Here is a 23480-nt window from a genome sequence, read left to right as displayed (position 1 = left end):
CGTGGAAGCATAGCGCTCATCGACGAAACGTCGTTGCCGCATACGATCACACCATCAGTTTTTGTCTCAGGCATGCCTGGAGATTTGACCAATGGGGCCAAAGACATGCGGCCCTGACAACATGCGGGGCGGCAGGGCTGCCCTTATACCACCAGAGAGGAAAAAACATGAAAACCAACTTACTCTTGACCTCAGCCATGGCGGCCGGTCTTGCCCTTGCGGGGGCGTCAGGCGTGGCGGCACAGGCGATGCAGTTTGTCTCACAAAATCAGGATCAGCGTGCACAACATCCGCCAGAGATGGATGCGATGACGGCGCTGGCAGAGGCTGGCTTTGACGTGAACCGCAGCGAATTTCAAGCGTTGGGGATTGATCTAGCCGACGGGCTGCGACTGGTCAGTGACGGCGCGTTCGCAATGGCAACCATCCAGGTTGGCAGCGTGGCCAAGGACGATCCGTTTCTGGAAGGCATCGACCTGATTGGCGTGTCGACCAACATGGACGACCTAAAGCTTGCCGTGGATGCCTACCGCGATGTGTTCAACGCACGTCTGGCAGAAAAATTCGGTGTGACCGCAGTGGCGATCTGGCCATTTGGCCCGCAGGTGTTTCTTTGCAACGCCGAGATCACCTCGCTCGCGGACCTCGACGGGCTGAAGGTGCGGTCTTTCACAGCATCCATGTCAACGCTCTTGGAAAACCTCGGGGCGACGCCGGTGACCCTGTCTTTCCCCGAAGTCTATCCGGCGCTGCAACGTGGTGTCGCCACCTGCGGCGTGACGTCGCCGACCTCTTCCAACACCGGTAAATGGCCGGAGGTCACGACAAACCTGTATCCCCTGTCGGTCTCGGGATCGGTTCAGGCGCATATGGTCAATCTGTCGTGGCTTGAGGGCCTGAGTGAAGAAGACCGCGCCGCCTTCCAAGGCATCATGGCCGATATGGAGGCGGCCCTGTGGGACGTGGCAATCAACACGAATGGGACAGCGCAGGCCTGCTCCACCGGCGGGGACTGCCCGGAAGGGGGCATTTATACCTCCTATGACATGTCCCTCGTGTCTGTCAGCGCAGTCGACAAGGACAAGGTCGCGGATATCTCCGTATCGGCCATCCTTCCGGCCTGGGCCGAGACCTGTGAAGCGTCCTATCCCGGCTGTAAGGACATCTGGAACGAAACCGTGGGAGCGGCACGTGGCTTGACCATTGAGTAACGCAGTTCAAACCGAACGGCCGCGCGTCTTGCGCGCGGTCGAACGCATCAGCACAATGCTGGCCTTGGGCGCGGGCATCACCATCGCGCTTCTGGCCGTTCTCATCACGATCGACATTGTCGGCCGTGACGTCTTTGGCGTCTCGGTGCAGGGTACCGATGAAATTGGCGGCTATGTTCTGGCCTTCGTCGGGTCGCTGGGCATGGCGCTGACCCTCATGCGGCGGGGGCATCCGAGGATCGATCTGTTTTTTCGATTTTTTCCCAATGCGGTACGAGACACACTTAATGTACTGGCGCAAATCACGATTGCCGGGTTTGCGGTTTTCATGGCCTGGCAGGCCTGGGGTGAGCTTGAAAAAACACTGCGCTTCGGTGCTATCACCAATACGCCGCTGCAGACACCGCTCTGGGTACCGCAATCGATCTGGCTGGCGGGCATGATCTTCTTTGCGCTGACCTGTTGTCTGACATCGGCTCACGCGATCTGGCTTTACTTCACGGACCGGCGTGCCGTCAGCCTTTTCTACGGATCCCCTTCGGTGGCCGAAGAGGTTGAGCAATACGTCGACACCAAAGAAAGGAACAGCCACGATGCTCGGGATTGAAGGGGCCGCCCTCGGCTTCGGGCTCTTACTGTTCTTGCTGTTTATCGGGCTTCATATCGCATCGGCTCTTTTCTTTGTAGCAGCCCTCGGAGCTTACACCTTTTTTGGCGACACGATGATCCGGCCTTTTGGCACGATGATGTGGGGCACACTGAACAACTTCCTTCTGGTGGCAATTCCGCTCTTCGTCTTCATGGGAGAAATCCTTGTGCGTGGAGGTGTCACCGAACGCATGTACAGGGCCCTGTCGGACTGGACCCGTCCCCTGCCGGGAGGGCTTTTGCACACCAATATTGCCGCCTCGACGGTCTTTGCGTCAATCTCGGGGTCTTCGGTCGCGACCGCTGCAACGATCGGGACAGTGGCTTTCCCGACGTTCAGGCGCCAGAACTACGCCGAAGCCTGGGTCGCAGGCAGCGTGGCCTCGGGCGCGACGCTCGGCATTTTGATCCCGCCCTCGATCAACCTCATTATCTACGGCGCAATAACCAATACCTCGATCGGGGCGCTTTTTACGGCGGGTATTTTGCCGGGCATATTGCTCGCCTCGGCTTTCATGGGCATGATCATGATTGCCTGCATCATCAGCCCGGCCATTGCAGGCCGTCCGCAACGCATGGCCCCATGGTCGGAGCGCCGTCAGAGGCTTGTGGATCTGGTCCCACCCATCGTGATCTTCATTCTGGTTATGGGGTCGATCTATCTTGGCTTTGCCACACCCACCGAAGCCGCCGGTGTTGGCGTCATGGCAGCTCTTGCGCTGACCGCTTTCTACCGAACGCTCAACTGGAGCATGCTGCGCGAGGCGATGCTGTCATCGGTCACCACCACGGGCATGACTCTGCTGATCCTGGTGGCGGCCTTTTATCTCAACTTCATTCTGGGTGTGCTTGGTGTGCCGGGGCAAGTGTCGACGTTTGTGTCGTCATTTGATGTCCAGCCCGTGACCATGATCCTTCTGCTGGTGGTTCTTTACATGGTGCTGGGGTGCTTTCTGGATGCACTGGCAATGATGATCGCAACCATCCCGATCATTTTGCCGATTGTAACGTTGATCGGCTATGATAGCATCTGGTTTGGCATTTTCCTTGTGCTGATGTGCGAACTGGCACTGATCACACCGCCTGTCGGCATGAACCTTTATGTGACGCAATCGGTGCGGGGGCGTGGTGATGTCAGTACGGTGATCGTGGGGGTCTTGCCATTTTGTCTCTGCATCCTCTCGGTTGTGGCACTGATCACGATCTTTCCCGGCATCCTGATATGACCCGGATTCTCGCCCTTAATCCCAATACGTCGCCCGAGGTTACGGCGACTTTTATCTCTGAAGCGCGGCGGATTGCACCGGATGGGGTAACATTTGAGGGCGTTACAGGTGCTTTCGGCGCACGCATTGTCACCAGTGAGGCTGAAAACCTGATCGCCGCCCATGCAGCCCTGCAACTGGCGGCAGACCATGCCAAAGGTGTGGACGGCGTGATCCTTGCGATCTCCTTTGATACCGGGTTGCGCGCTCTGTCCGAAGTGCTGCCTGTGCCTGTGGTCGGGGTGACCGAAGCCGCGTTGGCGCAGGCGGGCAGGGGGCCGCTTGGGGTGGTGTGTTTCGGGGCGTCGAGCCAGCCGCTCTATGCGCGTCTCCTTTCAGGGTACGGGCGCGACCCGATCGCATGGGAGGTTGTCGAATTTGCCTCGCGCGAAGCCTATCTTGACGCAAAGGCGCATGATGCGGCTGTGCTTGACGCGATTGCGCGCCTTGCCGGTCGCGGTGCTAAGGTCGCGGTTCTGTTGGGCACGGTGGTGGCGGGTATGGCTGCGCGCCTTGCTCTGCGCGCAGCGATCCCAGTAAGCGACGCGGCAGCAGCCGTTCCGCTGTGCATGAAACGGATCGCGACAGGTGAGACACTGCCGGAACGCCCGGTGCCGGTGGCGGGGACCTTGGGGCTGCCCGCGTCGCTTGCCGATCTGATTGCGGGCAAGAGGACATGAGTGCCGCGCTCTTTCGCAACGTGCATCTGCTGGACCTTGACCATCCTGATGGCATGACTGCTGCCTGTGACCTGTTGGTCGAAGACGGCAGGATCTCCGTCATACGGCCAAACATTACAGCGCCTGAGGGTGTTTCGACGATCGATGGCAAGGGTGATTTGCTGATGCCCGGTCTCGTGAACGCTCACTTCCATTCATCGGTCAATCACATGAAAGGGCGGCTGCCGTGTTTGCCGCTCGAGGTGTTCATGCTGTTTGAGAGCCCCGCTTTAGAGACGTTGCGGCCGACGCCCCGGCAAGCCTATCTGCGTACAATGCTTGGATGTATCGAGATGCTGCGCACCGGGACGACTGCGGTCATGGACGATTGCTTTTTCGTGCCGGAGCCGACACCCGAGATCATCGACGCGGTCGCGCAAGCTTATGCCGATAGTGGAATGCGGGCGAAACTGGCGCTGGATGAGCCGGAGTTATCGGAATTCGAAAAGTTGCCGTTTTTGGAGGACATCGCGCCGGAGCAGTTCCATGCCAGCCTTGCGCGGCGGCCGAAACTGCAGGCCTGTGCTCTTCTAGCGCTCTATGATCACCTCATCGCGCAGTGGCACGGGGCGGCAGACGGGCGGATCAGCGCGGCGGTCAGTTGTTCCGCGCCGCAACGCGTCACCCCGGAGTATTTTGCCGCTCTGGACGCGCTGAGCCGCACCCATGATCTGCCCTTTCTGGCGCATATGCTTGAAACCAAGCTGCAACGGGTGCTTGGTCAAGAGAAATTGGGCGGGCGGTCGCTGGTGCAATATACCCATGACCTTGGCCTGCTGTCCGAGCGGATGCAGGTCATTCATGCAATCTGGGTGGATGCGCAGGATCTGGACCTGATTGCCGATACCGGTGCCAATGTTGCGCATAATCCGATCAGCAATTTGCGGCTCGGCTCCGGCGTCATGCCACTGCGTGACATGCTCGACCGTGGGATCAGCGTCTCGCTTGGCGTGGACGAAGCAATTGCTGATGACGCGGTAAATATGTGGTCCGTGATGAAGGCAGCCGGCATGATCCATACCTTGTCTGGCGATGATCCGGATCTGTGGCCCTCGGCCCGGCAGATTCTGCGTGCGGCAACCGAGGGCGGTGGCCATGCGTTGCGCCAGCCTGGTCTTGGAACACTGGCTCTTGGTGCACCGGCTGATCTGATCCTTGTGGATCTGTCAACACTGGCCTTTCTGCCGCTGAACGACCTGCCACGACAGCTTGTGCATGTGGAACAAGGCACCTCCGTTCGGTTGTCGATGGTTGCTGGTCGCGTTGTTGCTGAGAACGGGCATGTCACCAGCATTGACGAAACAGCCCTTTTGGCCGAGGCGCGGGTGGTCTTTGACGGCATCGCACCCGTGTTGCGCCGCGCCGCAGAAGAGGTGGCCGAGTTGGTGCCCATCTACCGCGCCATGCACGACCGCGCGGCGGCTATCGATTTAGGCTTTTCCCGCAAGCTGAAACAGGAAGTCTGATGATGCTGCCCTGGACCTACTCCGCAACACCCGATCGTCCCGAAGGTCGCTGGCCAAATGGGGTGAAAGTGGCGCTCTGGGTGGCCGTCGGTGTCGAGAGCTACCGACCTGATGAGGGCATGACCGAGGATATTCTGCCCCGTGGTGCGGCCCCTGATCTGGTGAATGCGGCGTGGCGCGAGTACGGGAATCGCGTCGGTGCGTTTCGATTGTTCGACAGCCTTGCGCGTACAGGCATTCCGCCTGCGGTGCTGTTGAACACGGATCTTTACGACCAGGCTCCGGCGGTGATTGCTGCCGCGCGCGCTGCGGGCGCCGAATTTGTGGCGCATGGCAAATCGAATTCCGACAGCCTTACGGATCTGAAAGGTGAGGCGGAACGCGAGTATGTCGCTGACGTGCGCGCGCGCATCGGTTCAAACGAGGGGGAGCTGCCGGATGGCTGGTCGAGCCCCTGGCTGGCCCATACGCCGACCTCTTTGGCCAGCCTGACAACCGCCGGGTACAAGTATGTGCTGGATTTCCGTCTCGACGATCAGCCGGTTTGGCTGATGAGCGCAGCAGGGCGCATTCTCTCGATACCATACGCTGCCGAATTGAACGACAGCACCACGATGGTGGGACGGCAAATGAACCCCGGTACCTTCGCGACGGCCCTCCTCGATGAGGCCCATGAGTTTGCACTGAGCACGCGACCGGTGGTCATGAGCGTGGTCCTGCACAGTTTCATTTCCGGCCAGCCGTGGCGTGCGCGTCCAGTGATTGCAGCCCTTGCGGAAATTGCAGCGATGCCTGAAGTCTGGGCGACCACTCCGAAAGAGATTTACGCCGCTGTTCTCGCCGAGCCGCATCTGGCCGTAGGGTAAGTTCACGGTTTCCGGTGACTGTCCTGCAAACGCCTGATCGCATCTGCGTACACAGCCGAAAAGACCAACTCCTCATAAGAAGCACAGGCTCAGCCGGTTTATTTTCTACTCATTTATCTTGTCGAGGCCGACCGCCATTGAGACGATCACAAGTGCAACAATGGCAAGTACGATCTGCACCCCTGATACAGCAGCAACAAGCGGCGACGATGTAAACTGCACAAGCGACAAAAGCTCTACAGGAAGTGGCCTGTCCAGAAAACCATGCGTGAAAATCGCGACCGACAGGTTGTCGAAGCCTTCAACGAAAGTGAAGACGGCGCCTGCAAGGATCGCTGGCATCAAAAGTGGGAAAGTCACCGTACGCAGGCTGTTGAACGGCGTCGCGCGCAGGTTGGCGGCCGCCTCTTCAAGCGCAGGGTCAAGCCGCAGCAGGCGGCTCTGGACGGTGCGCACCATAACGGCAAGAATAAACACAGTGATTGAAATTGACTGTAGCCAGATCGATGGCGAGACCCCTATCAGCGCACCTGCAAAAAGAACTGCAACGCCGAGCACGATCCCGGGGACCATGTGCGGCACCATGACAAACACCGATAGTGCTGTTGTGCCACGAAAACGTCCGCGCGCGCAGGCGAGTGCGGTAGGTACGCCCAGCAAAATGCAAAGTAGTGTCACCGTAACGCCGACCTGCAGGCTGTTGAGCATTGCTTCGACAAGCTCACCCTGTTTAAAGACTTCGCCATACCATTTGAGTGTGAAACCTTCGGGCGGAAAACTGACGTAGGCGCGCGTATCGAATGAGATGATTACAACGATCAACGACGGCGCTACGAGCAGCACCAGGGAGAAAACGGCCACGACGAAGATCAACCCGATTCCCAGCGCATCGCCGAGTGATGTCTTTCTCAGACGCCTCATGTATCGCGTCCCTTCGTCCAGCGTGTATAATGGTTCGTCACGAGCGCGATAGACAACAGAACAATCAGGCAAGTTACCATCAGAAGCAGGGAACTGACGGACCCCTTGGACCACTCCAGTGAAAAGACGACCTGCTCGTAAATCATGGTTGCCGCATTGAGATAGTTGCCTCCACCGAGCAGCTGCGGGACAACAAAAGTTGTATAGCTGAGCGTAAAGACAAGTGCAGCCCCCGTGCCAACGCCTGGAACACTGAGCGGCAAGATGACCGTTCGCAGCGTCGCAAGACGTGAGGCACCAAGGTTTTCGGCCGCCTCCACGATTGCGCGGTCGTGCCTGCTCATTACCGCGATCAGCGGCAGGATCATGACGGGCAAATGGATCTGCACCATGCCGATCAGAACCGCCCAATGCGTGTTCATGATACGAAGTGGTTGGTCGATCAGGCCAAGCCCTATAAGCGTCTGGTTGACAACGCCGCGACCCCCGAGGATGACCAGCCACGCATAGGTGCGCACAATGCCGCTCGTCAGAAGCGGTGCGATCGTCAGAATGAGGATCACCCGTTTTGTCCACTTTCCCCCGGACAGGAAAAGATAAGCCACAGGATAACCGAAGAGGAGGCAAAGCGCGGTTGTGGTCAGGGCGAGGCTGAGCGAGCGCTGGAAGGTGATCCAGTAAAGCGGGTCACTGAGCGCGTTTGAGAGATGGACCAGTGAGAAAGTCTGGCTCACGATGTCGCCACGTGAAATCTCGATGTCCGAAAAACCGAGCGATAACAGAATAATAAAAGGGATCACCGCGACGATCATAAGCACGGCAATCGCGGGAACGGCAGGCCATATCCCACGGCCTGACAAAAGTGCATCTGCCAGTCGTTCACCGAAACGTGGTGCCGCGTAATTTTGGGTCACCCTCGCATCGGTCATGAGCGCGGATAGATCGCGCAATCGGCCGGCTCGATCACTTTAATGCTGACGTTTGCATGGTCGGCGATGGGCCGGCCGCGCTCTTGACGCATCGTCGCGATGCGCAGCGTTTCGCCTGTTGACGTTTGGACGTAGTATTCAATCAAAGGACCGACATTGCGATGAAACGTAATCGTGCCAGTCCAGTCGCCTGCATCCGGCGGCGCAAGGCGCAAGTTGTGAGGTCGCGCCATGACCTGTACGGGTCCTTCGATGTCCGAAACGACCGACTGCCCGTCGGGCAAAATCACTTGTCCGGCGTTCGATTGAGCATCCCAAAAATTTGAAATGCCGATGAAATCCGCAACGTATGCGGTTGCCGGGCGATCAAAAATCTCGTCCGGACTGTCTACCTGTTCAATCTGGCCAGCGCGCATGACGGCAATCCGGTCGCTCATGGTCAGCGCCTCTTCCTGATCATGGGTGACAAAGATCGAGGTCAGGCCAAGCGTTTTGATCAGTTGGCGCAGTTCAATCTGCATTGATCCGCGCAGTTTTGCGTCAAGCGCATTGAAAGGCTCATCGAGTAAAAGCACTCTGGGCTCCATCACTAGAACCCGGGCTATGGCGACACGCTGTTGCTGGCCGCCCGAGAGCTGCGCTGGATAGCGATTTTCAAAACCGGTGAGAGAAACGGTGGCCAGTGCCGCCAGGACCTTTTCCTTGGCGCTCGCCTTTGGTGTGCCATTCATCCTGAGCGCATATCCTACATTCTGCGCGACCGTCATGTGTGGAAAAAGGGCATAGCTTTGAAAAACGACACCGACGGGGCGGCGGTTCACCGGCACGTCCGCCATATCTTCGCCGTCAATCCCGATGGAGCCGCCATCGGCGTCCCAGAACCCAGCGATACAGCGAAGCAGAGTGGTTTTGCCGCAACCAGATGGCCCGAGGAGCGTAACGATTTCTCCCTCATCAATGTCCAGGGAGCATTCCTGCAGCACTTTTGTTGCACCGAAACGCTTGCTCACGGCCTCGATGCTGAGCACAGAGGCCGTGGCGGCAACTTTCGTCGAGGGACCCGTGGCCCCGTGCTTCATGTTGCAAACATTCGATCAAACGTCTCAACCGTCTCGCCCCGTAGCGGAGCAAAGGACTTCCATTCGAGCGAGGTCGTGCCGTCCAGTTCTTCGGGTGAGGAGGGCACGTAGGGGGCGGCTTCTGCGGCCACGGGAATACCTTCGACCACAGTCCCAAAGTAGATCGGCGCGCTGCCTGCCATTTTCTGGATTTCTTCGGTCAGAAGGATATCGGCAAACTGGGTGACGAGGTCTGCGGTACCTTCCGCTGTATTGATGAACTGGACGATATTTGTCGGCAGCATCAACGGGCCCGGGCCTGCGATCTTTACGTATCCGATCGGAAGCCCTGAGTTTGCCGCCAAAGCCGAATTGACGTGCCACAAGGGGGCAAGATCCACCTCTCCACGCTCGATCATCTGCTGGAGAAGCGGCGGGCTGCGGCCAACGAGCGGATCGAGTTCCGCCCACTTTTCAAGCGCAAACTGCATGTTATCCTGAGGCTGGCCAAAGGCTTCGCAGGTTGCCGCCAATACACCCAGGCCGAGATTTGATTGCGGACGGCACATGCCGATCCTGCCGGTGTACTCGCCGGACCAGAGGGCTTCCCAGGTCGTTGGCGGGTTTTCGATCTTGGACGTATCATACGCAATGCCGATACCCTCAAACCAAATGGGTTGACCCACGTCGTAACCGTATGGCGTATAGCGTGGATCAACATTTGCGGAGTTCGGAATGTTGGAAAAATCCAGCGGTACAATCACGTCTTCCGCCAGGGCATTGACGATCGCAGGCGAGCCCATCACCGCGAGGTCGTAGGGCGAATTTCCGCGCGCCGCTTTGATCTGGGCAAGCGCCTCTGTCGAAAGCCCGCCGATCACACGGAGTGAAACACCGGGGTTGCGGCGCCCGAGCTCTTCGCCTGCAGCAATGAGTGGGGCGTCCGATTCGTTGCCATATCCGACCATGACGAGTTCGCGCGACTGTGCACGCAGAACCGTGGGTGTGTGAAGTATCGTGGTGGCAGCGAGGCCACCCAGAACCGTGCGTCTTTTCAAATTCATTTTATTTCCCCTGTCAGAAGGTTTCCGCGGATCTCTGTCCACGACTCAACAACGCCTTATCATACGATATTTTGCGAAATTTATGTAAAGAAAAAGATTCGAAAGTTTCCAGGTTGCGTGTTCTTTGATCGACGCCTCACGTGATCGCTGAATAATTCGGCGCTTGGATAATCATGCGAGTATGACATTCAGCCCGGCCGACTCAAGCGCATGCACGTCGGCAGGCGGGGCCGCGCTGTCGGTTACCAGCGTCGATACTTCGTGCAGTGCGGCGATGCGGGCGCCCGCCACATGTCCGATCTTGCCGTGATCTCCCAGCATCACGGTGCGGCGAGAGGCCGATAACATCGCCTGCTTTACTTCGGTCTCCTCGAAATGTGCGTTTGTGAAGCCCCGCGTGGCATCAATTCCGGCGCAGCAGAGGTAGGCGCAATCCGCGTTTACCTGTGCAAGCAGGAGTCCGGCAAGCGGCGGAATCAGCGAGCGCGAGTGTGGATTTCGGCCCGTCCGCTTGATGGTGCCACCTGTCACCATAACCGTGACACCATCATGTTTTTCAAGGGATATCGCGATTTCGAGGCTGTTCGTAATGACAACGACATCCCGCAGTTCCTCCGGCAGGGCCAGAGCCATTGCCTGGGCCGTTGTCCCGGCGTCGAGTATAATTGTCTCGCCATTGCGTACCATGCGCGCCGCCATCGCGCCGATCCTCTCTTTTTCCGCGCTGAAGTTTTGGCTCGACAATTCCAAAGGGCGCACGAAACGTGCAGGTTGCACGGAGGTAGCTCCGCCACGAATCCGGCGGAGCAGCATGCGCCGATCCAGCGTATCCAGATCCGAGCGTATTGTGACTGCTGAAACGCCCAGCTGCTCAGAAAGCTGCACGACGTCAACAACTTTTTCGTGAGACAGAATCTCAAGAATTTGCTCTTGGCGTAAATTGACAGTCTGTGTACTCGCAATGTCGGTCACGGCTTGCCTTTTTATTCGACTTGCATTTTATGATGCTGTATCAGATATCGAAACACGATGCGAGTGATTGCTGAATTTGCGATATCGGGATCGTGCGCAACGCTTTGTTGATCTTAAACGCGAGGAGGGTGCTATCGTGAATTTCGAACGGCGAGTTAAAGAGATCCGTCGGGAGTCTTCCTCTGATGCCCCGGGCGATCCTGAGCGTTTTCGGCGCGTTGCACTGACCGAAACCGAGATGATGACGCAAGGCGCAGCGATCCGAGCGACGCTGGAGGCGAATGTTGAGCCGCTGGCTGCAATCGCAAAGGATCTGGCGGAACGCAATATTCGCCGGGTTGTCATGGTTGGCTGCGGTGACAGTTGGGTTTCTGGAGTGGGCGTTAGACAAACAATTGAGCGCTATCTTGGCGCAGTGGCTGAACCCAGCGAAGCATTTGATTTTGCAACCTATGGACTCGACACCATTGATTCCGAGGCGGTCGTTATTGGCCTCAGCTCGTCCGGTAAAACCGAACCGGTCATTGATGGCTTGAAAGGCGCTGCTGAACGTGGCGCTTACACAATTGGTCTGTCGAATACCCTTGGCTCGCCGCTCATGGAAGAGTTTCCGGGCGCGCTCCAAATCTGTGCCACGCGAGGCGGCTGGCCGACGCAGTCGTCGACCGCGGCGATGAGCCTGAAACTCGCATTGACTGCTTCTGTCGCTGAGGCCAAAGGGCAGGACGTAAGCGTGCTACGGGCGGCGCTGGAGGCGCTCCCCGATCAGGTCGACGCTGTTGCCCATGGTTTTTTTGAGCCTGCGCGCGAGGCGGCGAAGCGTTTTGCTTCGGCGGACCTTGTGTTGTTAACAGGCGCGGGGCCATACTTGGCGCCGGCGGAATTCGGGTCGGCCAAGTTGCGTGAGCTTGCTCCAATTCATGCCTATGCCTTCCCACTGGAAGAATATCATCATTACCGGACGCAGAAGGCGGGCGACGTGATGTTCCTCGTCGCTGCGGACCAATCCAGTCATGAGCGCGCACTTGAGACGGCAATCATGAGCCACGCCAGCGAAGGCATCTGCGTAGCGCTTTTGCCGGAAGGCGAAACCGAGATTTCGGAAGTTGCAGACATCGCCTGGCATCTGCCGGATGTTGCTGAAGATACCCGTCCGATCGTATATAGCGTGCCGCTGCACCTCTTTGGGTATCATGCCGCGATGGAACGGGATGCCATCGGTCTCGGTGCCCCGCGGCTGGGTGTCTGACATGACCCCCGATCTGGTTACGGTCGGGGGCTTGACGGTCGACAATGTTGTTTCGGCGGAAGGTCGGGTTGCCTTGGAACTGGCAGGCGGAAACGGGGCTTTTTCAGCTGTCGGCGCATCAATCTGGGCTCACAGGATCGGTCTTGTAAGCGCTGCAGTCGAAAGTTATCCAAAGGCGACACTTGCCAAACTGGAGTCGGCGGGCGTCGATCTGGCGGGTGTCTCCTGGTATTCCGAACGTCTCACTGCGTGCAGTTGGTTCATATACGATGATGCCGGTGACCGCGATGAGGGCCTGACGAGCCCGCCTGAGGCTCTTTCTGCTGCGGGATTTCCCAGTGACCACCTTACGCGTCGGCAGGTTGCTCAATGGCGGTTGTTACTCGCGGAACGACAGAATGACGACGAGATCGGCTATTCGGAGTTCCGCGATCTGCATCCCCTCATGCCCGTACAGGTGCCGGAGACATGGGTGAACACCAAAGGTGTTCACCTTGCGCCGAGTCAGCCGGACGTCATGATGGCCATGCTCGACCGGTTCGCTGCGGTGCCGATTGTCACTGCTGATCCGGGATGGCAACTCGCAGCCCGCCCACTGGATGAGATCGGTCCGATCCTGTCACGGCTGGATGCTTTTTTACCGAGCGAGGTCGAATTGCGCGCGCTTGTCCCCGATGCAGGCCTGGCGGATGCGCTGGCCAAACTTGCGGACCGCACAGATGGCGCTGTGGCAGTGAAGCTTGGCTCAATGGGCGCTCTGGTATGGGACCGGACGACTAAATCCACGGTGCTGGTCCCGGTGCATAAAGTTAAAACGGTTGATCCAACCGGTGCGGGTGATGGATTTTCAGGCGGCTTTCTGGCGGGACTGGTTGAGACCAGCGACCCGATTGCCGCGGCCCGTTTCGGCGCAATTTCAGCGGCGCGCATTGTTGGTGCTTTTGGGGCGGATGGTGCGCTGCCGGCTGACCGGGAGGCGGCACGTAATTTGCTCAACTCTGAGGAGCCAGCATGTCTCTGAAAATGTTTGAAGGTGTTCCGCCTGTTATCGCTGCATTGCATCTTCCGGATTTCGCGCTGTCGCGACATCGAAGTGTCGCCTGGTACGAGGACTACGCTGTCGCGAACGCGCGCGTTTTTGCGCAAGCGGGCGTGCCCTATCTCAAGCTTCAGGACCAGACGCGAACAGCAGACACCGCCGCGCCGGACACGCTTGCCATGATGGCGTCGCTCGCGCGGTTGATCCGTGCGGAGGTACCCGGGATCGGGTTGGGCATCATCGTTGAGGCGCACGACCCGATGGCGGCTCTTGCCGTCGCTTATGCGTCCGGGGCCGACTTTGTGCGCCTGAAGATATTCGTTGGCGGCGCAATGACGGCAGACGGACCACGGACCGGGCTTGGTGCAGCAGCAGTCAGGTATCGTGGAGATCTCGGACGGGCCGATATCGCCATTCTTGCGGATGTGCACGACAGGACCGCGCGGCCGCTTTCGGATGAAAGCCAGCCCTTTGCCGCGAACTGGGCCGCCAAGACCGGCGCAGACGGGTTGATCATTACGGGCACCAGTTTTGCGGACACGCTGGAGCGGATCGAGGCTGTGCAAAAGACCGTACCGACACAGCCAATCTTGATCGGCGGAGGTGTGACCGAGCAAAACGTTGCTGAGGCTTTGGCGGCCAGCGACGGCGTTATCGTGTCGAGTGCGCTGATGCGGCAAGGCGCACATGAAGACGATCTTGTCAGATGGGATATGGATCTTTGTCGGCGCTTCATGGAAAGGGCGCAAAAATGACCAGACGCGACTTCGAAGGTTACAGGGGAGCAGCGCCGGATATCACCTGGCCAGGCGGCGCGCGGTTGGCGGTGTCTGTTGTGGTGAATGTTGAAGAAGGGGCCGAGCTGACGCTCAGCGATGGAGACGAGCGAAATGAGCATATCTATGAGGCGGTTGAGGTGGTCGAGGGTGAGCGCGATCTGTGCATGGAAAGCCACTTCGAATACGGTCCAAGGGCAGGCTGGCCACGCATCCGCGATGCGTTGAACTCCCGGGGCGTGCGCGTCACGATCAATGCCTGTGGGCGCGCGGCACTGGCGACACCTTGGTTGATCGAAGAGGCGGTGACCGATGGTCACGAAATCTCGGCCCATGGGTGGCGCTGGGAGAGGCATGTGCATATGGATGCTGTGACCGAACGTGCGGCCATTTCACGGGCTGTGGACGCAATAACGCAGACCGGCGGGACGCGGCCGGTAGGTTGGCACACACGCTCGGCCACATCTCCAAGGACCCGCGATCTGTTGGTCGATGAGGGCGGTTTTTTGTATGATAGCAATGCATACGACGATGATCTGCCCTATATGGTCGAGACCGCGCGCGGGCCGCATGTTGTTCTTCCCTATGCATTCGACACGAATGACATGCGATTTTACAATGGCGGCGGGTTCGTTTTTGCCGAGGACTTTGCGCGCTATACGATTGCAGCGTTGGAGCGGCTTCATGCGGAAGGTGCAAAAGCCCCACGCATGCTGTCGATTGGTCTTCACACCCGGATCATCGGACGGCCCGCACGCATCGGTGGGCTTGAAGCGGTTCTGGACCACGCGCTTGGCTTGGGCGACGTCTGGTTCGCGACGCGGGCCGAAATTGCGACCGCATGGCGCGCCGGTTTGGGGCTTCCCGAATGGTCGCCTGCAACGCCACGCGGGGATTTCGCTTGACCCGAGATCTTGTTGGATACGGCGGTAATTGGCCAGACTTCACTTGGCCTAACGGCGCGCGTCTTGCGGTATCTGTTGTGGTAAATTTCGAGGAGGGGGCCGAACAGCAAGTGCTTGACGGCGATCATGTAAGCGAGCGGGTTGGCGAAGTGATCTCGGTTGTGCCAGACGGACGGCCTGACCTGGGGCAGGCACAACTCTTTGCTTATGGGACCCGCGCCGGGGCCTCGCGAATGGCAAGGGCGCTGCGGGACAGCGCGATCCCGGCGACGATCTTTGCCTGCGGACGCGCGGCAGAACGCGCGGCTCCCGTTCTTGCCATGTTAGCTGGCGACGGGCATGAAGTTGCCTGCCATGGTTGGCTCTGGCGGCCTCATGCGGATTACGAAAGTCGCGAGGCTGAAGCCGCAGACCTCGATCGCGCATCCGAAGCCATTGAGCGGGCGACAGGAAAAGCACCCGTTGGGTTTTTCTGCCGGGGCTCAGAGAGCCCTTGGACCCGTGATTTGCTCGCGGAGCGCGGATACCTCTACACGTCGAATGGCTTTGACGACGATATCCCCTACCGCGATCCTTCGGGGTTGGTCGTCGTGCCCTACGCGCTCGATACCAATGACATGAAGTTTTTTCATCCCAATGGGTTCGTACGGGCCCGGGAAATGACCGAATACGTCTCCGACGCCCTTGACGTGCTGGAAAAGGAAGCGGCAGACGGCCTGCCGCGCATGCTGAATATCGGGTTTCACCTCCGGATTGTCGGACGGCCAGGACGGTTCAAGGCTTTCACAGGTGTTCTTGAGGAGCTTGTGGCCCGACGAGAACGCTTATGGATAGCCCGAAGAATGGACATCGCAGAAGCCTTCTCCAAGGCGGTGTCATGAGGATCGCGCTTGTCAATCCGAACACGTCAGACGAAACCACCGAAAGGATGGTGGAAATTGCTGCTAAGGCGGCTGGGCCTGACGTGACAATTGCTGGTTTCACCGCCGGTTTTGGGGTGCCTCTCATTACCGAGCCGCATGCACTTGACGTCTCTACTGATGCCGTCGCTGTCCTTGCACGGGTCTTGGAAGGTTTCGATGCGGTCATTGTGTCAGCCTTCGGAGACCCGGGCGTGCAGGCTCTACGTGACAGGCTTGAAATACCGGTCACAGGAATTGCCGAGGCAGCCATGGCAGAAGCGGGGGCAGGCGGTCGTCGTTTTGCGGTCGTGACAACAACGCCGGATCTGGCGCCACGCATTGCCGATACCGCCGCCGGCTTGGGGCACGCGGGTTTTGCCGGAACCTGGACAACGTCGGGGGACGCTGCCGCTTTATTGGCCGATCCGGCAGCGCTTCAAAAAGCTCTTCGTACTGCGATTGCCAGGGCCGTCGCCGAGGCGGAGGTGATTGCTGTCGTAATCGGAGGCGGTCCGCTTGCCATGGCCGCCCGCGCGCTTGCGGGGCAGTCGCCTGTTCCGCTGATAGAGCCTGTTCCGTCAGCTGTACGCTTAACTTTCTCGCGTCTGGGACTGGAGGTTTGCGTATGACCCAAACGCTGATAGTTGCTGATCACGTCATTTGTGGCTTCGACAGCGAAGGCGCGCCACTGATTGTGTCGGATGGTGCTGTCCTGATCGAGAACGGCGAAATTGTCGAGATTGGTGCAAGTGCTGTGATGCGACGGGCCGCTCCCGGGGCCCGCGAAATTGGCGGGCGGGGCAGGGTGGCGATGCCCGGGCTCATCAATGCGCATCATCATGTCGGCCTCACGCCGTTTCAGCTTGGCGCGCGGGATCAACCACTGGAGCTCTGGTTTCCCGAGCGACTCGTGATGCGGGACGTGGACCCGCGACTTGACGTGTTGTTCTCGGCTTTCGAGATGATCGCCTCCGGCGTTACCTGTGTGCAGCACCTTCAAAGCCGGGCGCCCGGTGACAGTAGTATGGTTTTGGCGCGTAGCGACGCCATCATCAGGGCGTATGCCGAAGTTGGCATGCGTGTGTCCTATTCATTTGCGCTGCGCGACCAGAACCGGATGATCTACGAGGCGGATGAGCGTTTTATCGCGTCGCTTTCCGAGGCGCTGCAAGCACCTGCCGCAGCCTATCTGGGCGGGTTCGGTCTGCCGCTTGCCGAGCAGATCGCAGTTTTTCACGTGCTCCGTGAAAATTGGGTGAAGAACCCGCTTGTGGGTATCCAGATTGCGCCGTCGAACCTGCATTGGTTGTCAGATGCTGCTCTGGAAAGTGCGGCGCGGATGGCTGAAGAAACGGGCGCGCCCTTACACATGCATCTCCTCGAAACCCCCTACCAAAAGGAGTATGCCAAGCGGCGCAGCGGTGGGTCGGCGATGGAGCATGTCGATCGTTTCGGGCTTGTGGGTCCCCAGCTGACGATCGGACATGGGGTTTGGATGACGGATGACGATCTCTCGCTGCTTGCGGAGCGTGGGGGATGTCTTTGTCATAACTGTTCGTCGAACCTGCGGTTAAAAAGCGGCATCGCAGACTTGAACGCGTTTCTGGCGAGCGGTGTGCCAGTAGCCCTTGGAATTGATGAAGCCGGACTGAACGATGACCGCGACATGTTGCAGGAAATGCGTCTCGCTCTGACTTTGCACCGACCCGCGGGCCACAATGCACCATCGCCGAGCGCTGATGACATCTTGCGGATGGCAACAGAGCACGGCGCTGCGACAACGCCCTTTTCGGGCTGCATTGGCCGGCTTGCTCCCGGTATGGCAGCTGACATCGTTCTTCTGGATTGGGATGCTGTGACATTTCCATGGCAGGATCAGGCGATACCTTTGATCGATGTCCTTTTGCGACGGGCCAAGGCCGGGGCGGTCCAGACAGTGCTTGTCCAAGGTGAAATGGTTTATCATGAAGGTCAATTTCCCAATGTCGACCGGGAAGAGGTGCTGGCGGATATCGCGATGGCGCTGAACCGGCCTGATACGGATGCGGAAGCTGCGCTTCGGCGTTTAGCCTCGGACCTGATTAAACCGGTGCGGGATTTCTATCGCGATTGGTATTAGGAAATGACGAATGCGGCTGGTTTCAGGCTATTTGAAAAAAGAGGTGTTGCTGGCAGTATTGGGGCTCAGGCGGGCAAGTTGGCCTCTTGGCCTTTCCAGATTGCACAAAGGGTTCACTCAGGAAAGTTTACAGCAGTTCCGAAATCAACTGCTCGCGGCAACCCGCTCGACCGAACTCCAAGCAGATCGGCCCAATCAAGAATGGGCGGGTCCCTGTCGTGATATTCCTGCACGATGCACTGCCGGGCAGTGGTCAGCAATCGCATGAAACGTTTTTTAGCGCCACGGACATTGAATACGTCCGTTGCGCTGCGACAAGCGCCCGAGGCGCGCGTTCATCATACTGATCGAGGCAGTCAATACTGCTCCCACGGCAGTTATAAGCTTCCCGAAGCGTCCAGCGCTGGTTCAAGGGTGCCGGTCACATCCTCGGCTCGCATGATGATGCAGAGTTTCCACGCGATGATGTAGCGGCTGTAATCGTCCAGTATCGTGCTGAGATAAAACCAGCCCCAGCCAATAAACTTGAGATAGGTGATCGTGGTTCTGTCACAACTCCTTCATGCGGCTGGTCTTGTGATGGAACTCATCGGCCGCGTAGATCTCCAAATGGGCCCTAGTTTTAGTCAGATCCTCGCAGTCAAGCGCAAATTCGACGAATGCCTGGCGGATATCGTCCGGGATATGTTCCACACCAGTCTCGGTCGGGGGATTGGTTGCCAGCGCGTCAACGCCGCCGTCGACACACGCGTATACTAATCGTAGGAAGTGCTGCTGGGGAAGGCAAAGCGACGACCTTACCCGTCACCGCGTCAGGCACGCGGTTCCAAACGTGTTTGGGTTTGGAGGATTGATCCTGCAATCCGGCCTCGCAGCGCTGAAGGTACCGATCATCCGAACCATAGAAAGTCGTCCGGGGGATGCCGAGTTTGACTCATGTCTGACGCGCTGATGGATGACTTTTTTGAGCAACCAGATGATCTCCCGCCTCTCGGACGCTGCCCTCTGGCCAGATTTGGCTTAGCCAAATCGCTTGCCCGGCAATAGATACCTCATTCCTGACTGCCCCCATCGCCGGGCAGTTGATTGCAAAGCACTCAATGAGGGGGGCCTGTCATGCTTTTTTGAACAACCGAAATTCAAGCGCTTGCTCTGCCGCAATCCTCTGCGGACCATGATCCCTTGTTCGATTAAGAAAGCCCGCCTCGGAGTGATCGTCGCCCTACGACGCGACACAAGCCGCGACCGGACACGATGCAGCGCTTGCAGATCAAGCCAGTCTTGGCTCTTCTCCGGTACCACCGGTAGATTGGGGCGCAAAGCCGCTTCGGCAATCGCTTCCGCATCGTTGAAGCCGTTCTTTTGTCCTTTGATGCAGGGCTTCACATAGATCGCTGGCGTAATCCGAGGCGCAAACCATGTTCGCGCAACGTTCGACTGACGAGATGGGCACTGAGGGGAGCTTCCATGCCACCCACACATCTTGGTAGCATTTCAAATGTCAAAACCCGTGCCAGCCGTTTGATTTGTCGCCGCACTACCGAATTGCCATCAGGGTCGAACGCCACAATGTGAAATGTGTCTTTTCTTATGTCAGTCCCAATCGACATCACCTCACCCAAATCAGTCTTTGCCATGCTACTTCTTCTCTATGCAGGTGAAACTTCGCTCAGCTTACCTGCTGGGTGAAGCAGCCTGTACATCCCACTGGCCGCCGTTGGCCACAACATAACAATGATGTACTCGCAGCCCGCTTTGCCGACATTCGCCGCGCTCGCAAAATCCGCAGTTGATTGAACTCACATTCTACGGAACAAAATCACCATTTGCCGCATGTGCTCCAATGACTGCATTAAGTGCTTTGCATAAGCGGTGCATGTTTTGCTGCGTTGCAGCCCGCGTCGCGGAAACGGTCATTGCAAAGCAGTTTTGGAAATCTCATCCAAGCCGCAGTTTTGCTGCTTCCATGGCAATCGCCACCCGCCACGGTCGTTCAAAGGCCGATCTTTTCAGCGATGCTCCGCGCATCTTCAAGCTCGACGCCTAAGCAGCGCACTGTGCTGTCTACCTTCGTGTGTTCCAGCAAAAGCTGCACCGCCCGAAGATTGCCGGGTTTGTGTAAACTTCCGGCGCTTTGGTCTGTCGCAACGAGTGGGTTCCGGCTCCACGAGGCTCGAGACTGGTTCGCATTTCTCTCCCACCCCCACCGATCATTCTGTAAGAAAACCGATCGCCAAATCAAATATGCGCAGAGTGGCAGTCGATATTGGAAATTGCAGTGCGATTTTCGGCAGTGTTCCCAAAGTTCAATGTCTCGCATTGCAAAGGTCAGTTGCGGCATGGTTCGCTTCTTCTCTGACTTGGCGCCCGAAGCTCGCGTAGTCATAACAGGAATTTGCGAGATTTGGATTTAGAGTACATATTAGGAAAGTGATTTATTGATTTTACTGAATTTGAGCCAAGGAGATTACAATGGCCGAAGCACTAGATGCCCTGATCGGACAGGTTTCCCCTTTGGATGTTACTGCGGATCTCTGGGACGATGCGTTTGTCCAGGCGGGGCAGGTGCGATCTGGTCGTTCGGGGGCAAAAACCTCTCCAAAAGACAGGATTCTGGAACTTAAGGCGACGATCGAGCAAGAGCTCGTTGGTTTTCACGAACAATTGGTAATCCGGCCCCATGCGGGCGATCAAACCCCGACCAAACCTGACAATAAACTCTGGGATGTTGAAATCCCGTTGACGTTGTTTCCCAAGCGGCATTCGGGTTTCAACCGGATCGAATGTGTTTTTCGGTTGTTCATGGCCGACGGCAACAATGCAGAGTTTCGCGTGCTAAAACTGCACCCTGCCGAGCGAGAGACACTGTTGGCACGGGGCACGTTTTCGGGAAAACTGAATATGTCGGCCAAGGGCACGCTTGACGCAATGAATGTGCATCCGGCGGGCGGGGCGTCTGCAGGGGTTGAAATCGACGCTGGGCTGGAAACCGGCGATTTGAGCGTCGAGGCCTCCAGGCGCTGTGTCGAAACCGAAATCATGATGGGTACCGGCGCAAGATGGCGGTTAGAGGATGCCAACGACACCATTCAATTGCAGATCGAGTCGCATTCATTGAAACTGGTCCTTGAAACCTCGGATGGGTCAGATCCGATTGATGCAGCAGGGTACATCCAAGCGTTCAGTACAACCCGATGGGTTACTCGTCTGATCGATGGGAATTTCTGGTTGGATTTCAGAGGTCAAATAAAAACGTTTTTTGAACGCGGGATGCCGATAGAGGCCTATGCGGAATGGAAAAACATCTTGGGGAACGAGACGTCATAAGACGGGCGTCTCCAGGTGGCGTAACCGATGGGGATGACGCCTTAGGTTTGCTCAAAGACTGTCCGCGCGCCCCCCCGGGTTACGCATTAGCGCAGTGACAATACCAACGAGATTTTTGGCAATTCGGACACGGGCAGCGCGCCTAACTCGTTTTGCGCGTCCTCTGCAATCTCAAAAACCCTAAATGTCAGATGTTCGCCACCAATTTCCGGCAGATTTGGGCGAAAGGACATGCCGTTATAGGCATCGGAAAATTCTCGATAATTTTCCTTTAGGGACCAAAACCCGACTTTGGTTTGCACGATTGTGTCTGATCGTGCATTCCGAAGGTCGTAGGTCTCGCCTTGTGCGGTGCCTGTGATGCGCAAGTTTGCGTCAATGTTTAAATCCCGATACTCGACCCCAGAAAAGAACAAGAAATGAATGTCTAACCGGGGGACGTCTACGAGAGTTAGGTCAGAACTAAAACTGACATCGGTGGACCACACAGTCAGGCCATTCGCCGTTCTTGATGGCGTCAATTCAATCAGTTCGTACTTCCGCGAGGTTCCTTCAATCTGCAAAGATTGGGTTGGATGCAAACATCTCCGTTCGATGATTGCAGAAAATTCGCTATCTGCGAACTCGCCACTGTCTCGCTGGTCTTCCGATAGGTTGTGCACATGACTGGCTGAATTTAGGCGACCAGCAAAGCCGCGGCCTTTGGGTACAAAAAATGCAGCCTCTTCTGGCGCAAAATTGTTGTAATCGCTTATGTAACGCCCGTTGAACCTCGCGCTGACGCCTTTGTCCAGATTAGCGTAAACCGCGACGATAGAATGGGTGTCGAACCCGACCCGTCCTGATTCCTCATTCACGATTATTGTTTGGTTATGGGTATCTGGAAAACCCCGTCCAAATTCTGGTAATGGCAAAGATGCACGGTTGTCGTTGCAGGTCAAAGATACTTGGTAATCTGGACCGGCAAAGGGAATGCTGTCTGTGAAACTATAATGGGCCTCATACCATCCGATTGATACGACAAGGATGGCGATTGAAATGGCACTGCCAGCGACGCGGCGTTTGTAAGATGTTGTTTGAATTTTTTCCGGAATGCGATCTTTGTAGTGTCCTGCCCAAAGCGTCGAGATCGAAATATATGTCGCGATTGTGGAATAGGTAATTATTTGCAGGATGGTCGCCAGAAACAACAAAAAGAACACCAGCCAGATTTCAGGATCACGCTCCATATCACGCTGAAAAGATGCAATTTCCCTGCGTACGCTATCACTGAAAATTGCGAACTCACCATAGACGATGAATTCGATAAACAACCACACAAGACCCAGTGAAAACACAATTGCGAATGCAGTCAACGCGAATGTCGCTAGCCACATACGCAGTCTCAAAAGGCGTTTTTGGGCTATCGAGTCTGGTCTGTGATATCCTGCCAACCAGAACTGCAGCCTGGCCAATTGTCCCACGATCCTGGCCAGTCCAAATGCCACGAACAGCACAATGACAGTCAGCACAGCTATGATCACGATCCAAATAACAACCAGTGAAGTCACAAAAAGAGTAGCATTTGTGAGCTCAAGTGACGACATTCTACGGTCTATCCACGTAAATGACTCAACAAAAAACAATTCCATCGATGGGAATTGCGCAAATGACTCCAAAATGAAAACCAAAAAGATCATGATCGCGAAAAAGATAAGCAGACCCGCTGCGGGCATGAGACTGATGGATGTGGCCCACGGAGAAGTTGCAATTTTGGGAATTGAAAAGTCGCTGAGCACGGCCAATTTGGTTGCGCCTTTTCCCATGCGCCAGCCCATGAATGTGCCCAGCAGAACCAAAACAATTAGACTGTAACCCGCGATGGATAATCCAAGAAATACCCAACCATCCTCGTAAAGGACCAAATCTAAACCCGTTGTCCAAATGGCGAAAAATATCATTGAGATTCCGCAGGTCACAAAAAACAGGAATGTGCATAGGAATCCAGCCAAGGCCCCGCCAGCGGCGGCGTCGTTAAGGTTATCCAAATGCGGTGCCAATGTCC

The 23480-nt window shown here is 57.1% G+C and carries 21 protein-coding genes and 4 pseudogenes; 16 read left to right on the top strand and 9 right to left on the bottom strand.

The window, feature by feature from the left end; translation table 11 throughout:
* Positions 1–167: 167 nt before the first annotated feature.
* From dctP to R8G34_02915, 6 genes are read left to right on the top strand one after another with little or no spacing between them, the layout of a single operon-like run.
* A complete protein-coding gene (dctP, locus tag R8G34_02940) occupies positions 168–1211 on the top strand; it encodes a TRAP transporter substrate-binding protein DctP (protein ID MDW3221833.1) in 1044 nt (347 codons plus the stop codon).
* Positions 1204–1818 carry a TRAP transporter small permease gene (locus R8G34_02935; protein ID MDW3221832.1) on the top strand — a complete coding sequence of 205 codons (615 nt, stop codon included), beginning with the start codon at positions 1204–1206 and terminating at the stop codon, positions 1816–1818. The genes dctP and R8G34_02935 overlap by 8 nt, the downstream gene beginning before the upstream one ends.
* Complete coding sequence (locus R8G34_02930; protein MDW3221831.1) at positions 1805–3085, top strand: TRAP transporter large permease; 1281 nt, start codon at positions 1805–1807, stop codon at positions 3083–3085. Before R8G34_02935 ends, R8G34_02930 begins: the two co-directional genes overlap by 14 nt.
* A complete protein-coding gene (locus tag R8G34_02925; GenBank protein ID MDW3221830.1) occupies positions 3082–3804 on the top strand; it encodes an aspartate/glutamate racemase family protein in 723 nt (240 codons plus the stop codon). The genes R8G34_02930 and R8G34_02925 overlap by 4 nt, the downstream gene beginning before the upstream one ends.
* Positions 3801–5309 carry an amidohydrolase family protein gene (locus R8G34_02920; protein MDW3221829.1) on the top strand — a complete coding sequence of 503 codons (1509 nt, stop codon included), beginning with the start codon at positions 3801–3803 and terminating at the stop codon, positions 5307–5309. Before R8G34_02925 ends, R8G34_02920 begins: the two co-directional genes overlap by 4 nt.
* The gene (locus R8G34_02915; GenBank protein MDW3221828.1) at positions 5309–6175 is read left to right on the top strand and encodes a polysaccharide deacetylase family protein; all 867 of its coding nucleotides are present in this window, start codon (positions 5309–5311) and stop codon (positions 6173–6175) included. Before R8G34_02920 ends, R8G34_02915 begins: the two co-directional genes overlap by 1 nt.
* 105 nt (positions 6176–6280) lie before the next feature.
* Here R8G34_02915 and R8G34_02910 read toward each other — a convergent pair whose 3' ends face one another.
* The 5 genes from R8G34_02910 to R8G34_02890 form a co-directional block, all read right to left on the bottom strand.
* Entirely contained in the window at positions 6281–7096 is an 816-nt protein-coding gene (locus R8G34_02910; protein ID MDW3221827.1) for an ABC transporter permease, read from the bottom strand.
* The gene (locus R8G34_02905; protein ID MDW3221826.1) at positions 7093–8025 is read right to left on the bottom strand and encodes an ABC transporter permease; all 933 of its coding nucleotides are present in this window, start codon (positions 8023–8025) and stop codon (positions 7093–7095) included. The genes R8G34_02910 and R8G34_02905 overlap by 4 nt, the downstream gene beginning before the upstream one ends.
* Complete coding sequence (locus tag R8G34_02900; GenBank protein MDW3221825.1) at positions 8022–9104, bottom strand: ABC transporter ATP-binding protein; 1083 nt, start codon at positions 9102–9104, stop codon at positions 8022–8024. The genes R8G34_02905 and R8G34_02900 overlap by 4 nt, the downstream gene beginning before the upstream one ends.
* Positions 9101–10147: an extracellular solute-binding protein gene (locus R8G34_02895; GenBank protein ID MDW3221824.1), complete on the bottom strand. Its 1047-nt coding sequence runs from the start codon at positions 10145–10147 to the stop codon at positions 9101–9103. Before R8G34_02895 ends, R8G34_02900 begins: the two co-directional genes overlap by 4 nt.
* 171 nt (positions 10148–10318) lie before the next feature.
* Positions 10319–11119: a DeoR/GlpR family DNA-binding transcription regulator gene (locus R8G34_02890; GenBank protein ID MDW3221823.1), complete on the bottom strand. Its 801-nt coding sequence runs from the start codon at positions 11117–11119 to the stop codon at positions 10319–10321.
* Positions 11120–11255: 136 nt separating this feature from the next.
* Between R8G34_02890 and R8G34_02885 the strand changes: the two genes are divergently transcribed.
* The 8 genes and pseudogenes from R8G34_02885 to R8G34_02850 all read left to right on the top strand — a co-directional run bounded on the left by R8G34_02885 (position 11256) and on the right by R8G34_02850 (position 18481).
* The gene (locus R8G34_02885) at positions 11256–12368 is read left to right on the top strand and encodes an SIS domain-containing protein (protein ID MDW3221822.1); all 1113 of its coding nucleotides are present in this window, start codon (positions 11256–11258) and stop codon (positions 12366–12368) included.
* Position 12369: 1 nt separating this feature from the next.
* The gene (locus tag R8G34_02880; GenBank protein ID MDW3221821.1) at positions 12370–13389 is read left to right on the top strand and encodes a carbohydrate kinase family protein; all 1020 of its coding nucleotides are present in this window, start codon (positions 12370–12372) and stop codon (positions 13387–13389) included.
* Positions 13380–14162 (top strand): BtpA/SgcQ family protein, encoded by a 783-nt coding sequence (locus R8G34_02875; protein MDW3221820.1) that lies wholly within the window; start codon positions 13380–13382, stop codon positions 14160–14162. The genes R8G34_02880 and R8G34_02875 overlap by 10 nt, the downstream gene beginning before the upstream one ends.
* The gene (locus R8G34_02870) at positions 14159–15088 is read left to right on the top strand and encodes a polysaccharide deacetylase family protein (protein MDW3221819.1); all 930 of its coding nucleotides are present in this window, start codon (positions 14159–14161) and stop codon (positions 15086–15088) included. Before R8G34_02875 ends, R8G34_02870 begins: the two co-directional genes overlap by 4 nt.
* Entirely contained in the window at positions 15085–15969 is an 885-nt protein-coding gene (locus R8G34_02865; protein ID MDW3221818.1) for a polysaccharide deacetylase family protein, read from the top strand. The genes R8G34_02870 and R8G34_02865 overlap by 4 nt, the downstream gene beginning before the upstream one ends.
* A complete protein-coding gene (locus R8G34_02860; GenBank protein ID MDW3221817.1) occupies positions 15966–16619 on the top strand; it encodes an aspartate/glutamate racemase family protein in 654 nt (217 codons plus the stop codon). The genes R8G34_02865 and R8G34_02860 overlap by 4 nt, the downstream gene beginning before the upstream one ends.
* A complete protein-coding gene (locus R8G34_02855; protein ID MDW3221816.1) occupies positions 16616–18109 on the top strand; it encodes an amidohydrolase family protein in 1494 nt (497 codons plus the stop codon). Before R8G34_02860 ends, R8G34_02855 begins: the two co-directional genes overlap by 4 nt.
* A 252-nt stretch (positions 18110–18361) precedes the next feature.
* Positions 18362–18481, top strand: a pseudogene (locus R8G34_02850) (IS3 family transposase).
* Positions 18482–18495: 14 nt separating this feature from the next.
* Here R8G34_02850 and R8G34_02845 read toward each other — a convergent pair.
* Both R8G34_02845 and R8G34_02840 read right to left on the bottom strand, forming a co-directional pair.
* A pseudogene (locus R8G34_02845) lies at positions 18496–18742 on the bottom strand (DDE-type integrase/transposase/recombinase).
* Positions 18743–19270: 528 nt separating this feature from the next.
* A pseudogene (locus R8G34_02840) lies at positions 19271–19746 on the bottom strand (transposase).
* Between the two features lie 152 nt (positions 19747–19898).
* Between R8G34_02840 and R8G34_02835 the strand changes: the two are divergent.
* The gene (locus R8G34_02835; protein ID MDW3221815.1) at positions 19899–20156 is read left to right on the top strand and encodes a hypothetical protein; all 258 of its coding nucleotides are present in this window, start codon (positions 19899–19901) and stop codon (positions 20154–20156) included.
* Here the strand turns inward: R8G34_02835 and R8G34_02830 are convergent.
* Positions 20103–20287, bottom strand: a pseudogene (locus R8G34_02830) (integrase). The gene R8G34_02835 and the pseudogene R8G34_02830 sit on opposite strands and share 54 nt — an antisense overlap.
* A gap of 294 nt (positions 20288–20581) precedes the next feature.
* On the opposite strand from R8G34_02830, the gene R8G34_02825 reads away from it, so the two are divergent.
* The gene (locus R8G34_02825; protein MDW3221814.1) at positions 20582–21436 is read left to right on the top strand and encodes a hypothetical protein; all 855 of its coding nucleotides are present in this window, start codon (positions 20582–20584) and stop codon (positions 21434–21436) included.
* A gap of 86 nt (positions 21437–21522) precedes the next feature.
* Here R8G34_02825 and R8G34_02820 read toward each other — a convergent pair whose 3' ends face one another.
* Complete coding sequence (locus R8G34_02820) at positions 21523–23376, bottom strand: hypothetical protein (GenBank protein ID MDW3221813.1); 1854 nt, start codon at positions 23374–23376, stop codon at positions 21523–21525.
* Between the last annotated feature and the right edge of the window lie 104 nt (positions 23377–23480).

The organism is Paracoccaceae bacterium (assembly GCA_033344815.1).
Taxonomy (GTDB): Bacteria; Pseudomonadota; Alphaproteobacteria; order Rhodobacterales; family Rhodobacteraceae; genus Roseobacter.
This window is presented reverse-complemented; position numbering and strand designations above follow the sequence as displayed.

Excerpts from the sequence above, each read along its gene's own strand:
- R8G34_02930 (MDW3221831.1), top strand. The coding sequence starts at position 1,805 with ATGCTCGGGATTGAAGGGGCCGCCCTCGGCTTCGGGCTCTTACTGTTC.
- R8G34_02855 (MDW3221816.1), top strand. The coding sequence starts at position 16,616 with ATGACCCAAACGCTGATAGTTGCTGATCACGTCATTTGTGGCTTCGAC.
- dctP (MDW3221833.1), top strand. The coding sequence starts at position 168 with ATGAAAACCAACTTACTCTTGACCTCAGCCATGGCGGCCGGTCTTGCC.
- R8G34_02820 (MDW3221813.1), bottom strand. The coding sequence starts at position 23,376 with ATGATATTTTTCGCCATTTGGACAACGGGTTTAGATTTGGTCCTTTAC.
- R8G34_02920 (MDW3221829.1), top strand. The coding sequence starts at position 3,801 with ATGAGTGCCGCGCTCTTTCGCAACGTGCATCTGCTGGACCTTGACCAT.
- R8G34_02875 (MDW3221820.1), top strand. The coding sequence starts at position 13,380 with ATGTCTCTGAAAATGTTTGAAGGTGTTCCGCCTGTTATCGCTGCATTG.
- R8G34_02880 (MDW3221821.1), top strand. The coding sequence starts at position 12,370 with ATGACCCCCGATCTGGTTACGGTCGGGGGCTTGACGGTCGACAATGTT.
- R8G34_02905 (MDW3221826.1), bottom strand. The coding sequence starts at position 8,025 with ATGACCGATGCGAGGGTGACCCAAAATTACGCGGCACCACGTTTCGGT.
- R8G34_02895 (MDW3221824.1), bottom strand. The coding sequence starts at position 10,147 with ATGAATTTGAAAAGACGCACGGTTCTGGGTGGCCTCGCTGCCACCACG.
- R8G34_02860 (MDW3221817.1), top strand. The coding sequence starts at position 15,966 with ATGAGGATCGCGCTTGTCAATCCGAACACGTCAGACGAAACCACCGAA.
- R8G34_02870 (MDW3221819.1), top strand. The coding sequence starts at position 14,159 with ATGACCAGACGCGACTTCGAAGGTTACAGGGGAGCAGCGCCGGATATC.
- R8G34_02910 (MDW3221827.1), bottom strand. The coding sequence starts at position 7,096 with ATGAGGCGTCTGAGAAAGACATCACTCGGCGATGCGCTGGGAATCGGG.
- R8G34_02900 (MDW3221825.1), bottom strand. The coding sequence starts at position 9,104 with ATGAAGCACGGGGCCACGGGTCCCTCGACGAAAGTTGCCGCCACGGCC.
- R8G34_02915 (MDW3221828.1), top strand. The coding sequence starts at position 5,309 with ATGATGCTGCCCTGGACCTACTCCGCAACACCCGATCGTCCCGAAGGT.
- R8G34_02925 (MDW3221830.1), top strand. The coding sequence starts at position 3,082 with ATGACCCGGATTCTCGCCCTTAATCCCAATACGTCGCCCGAGGTTACG.
- R8G34_02825 (MDW3221814.1), top strand. The coding sequence starts at position 20,582 with ATGGCCGAAGCACTAGATGCCCTGATCGGACAGGTTTCCCCTTTGGAT.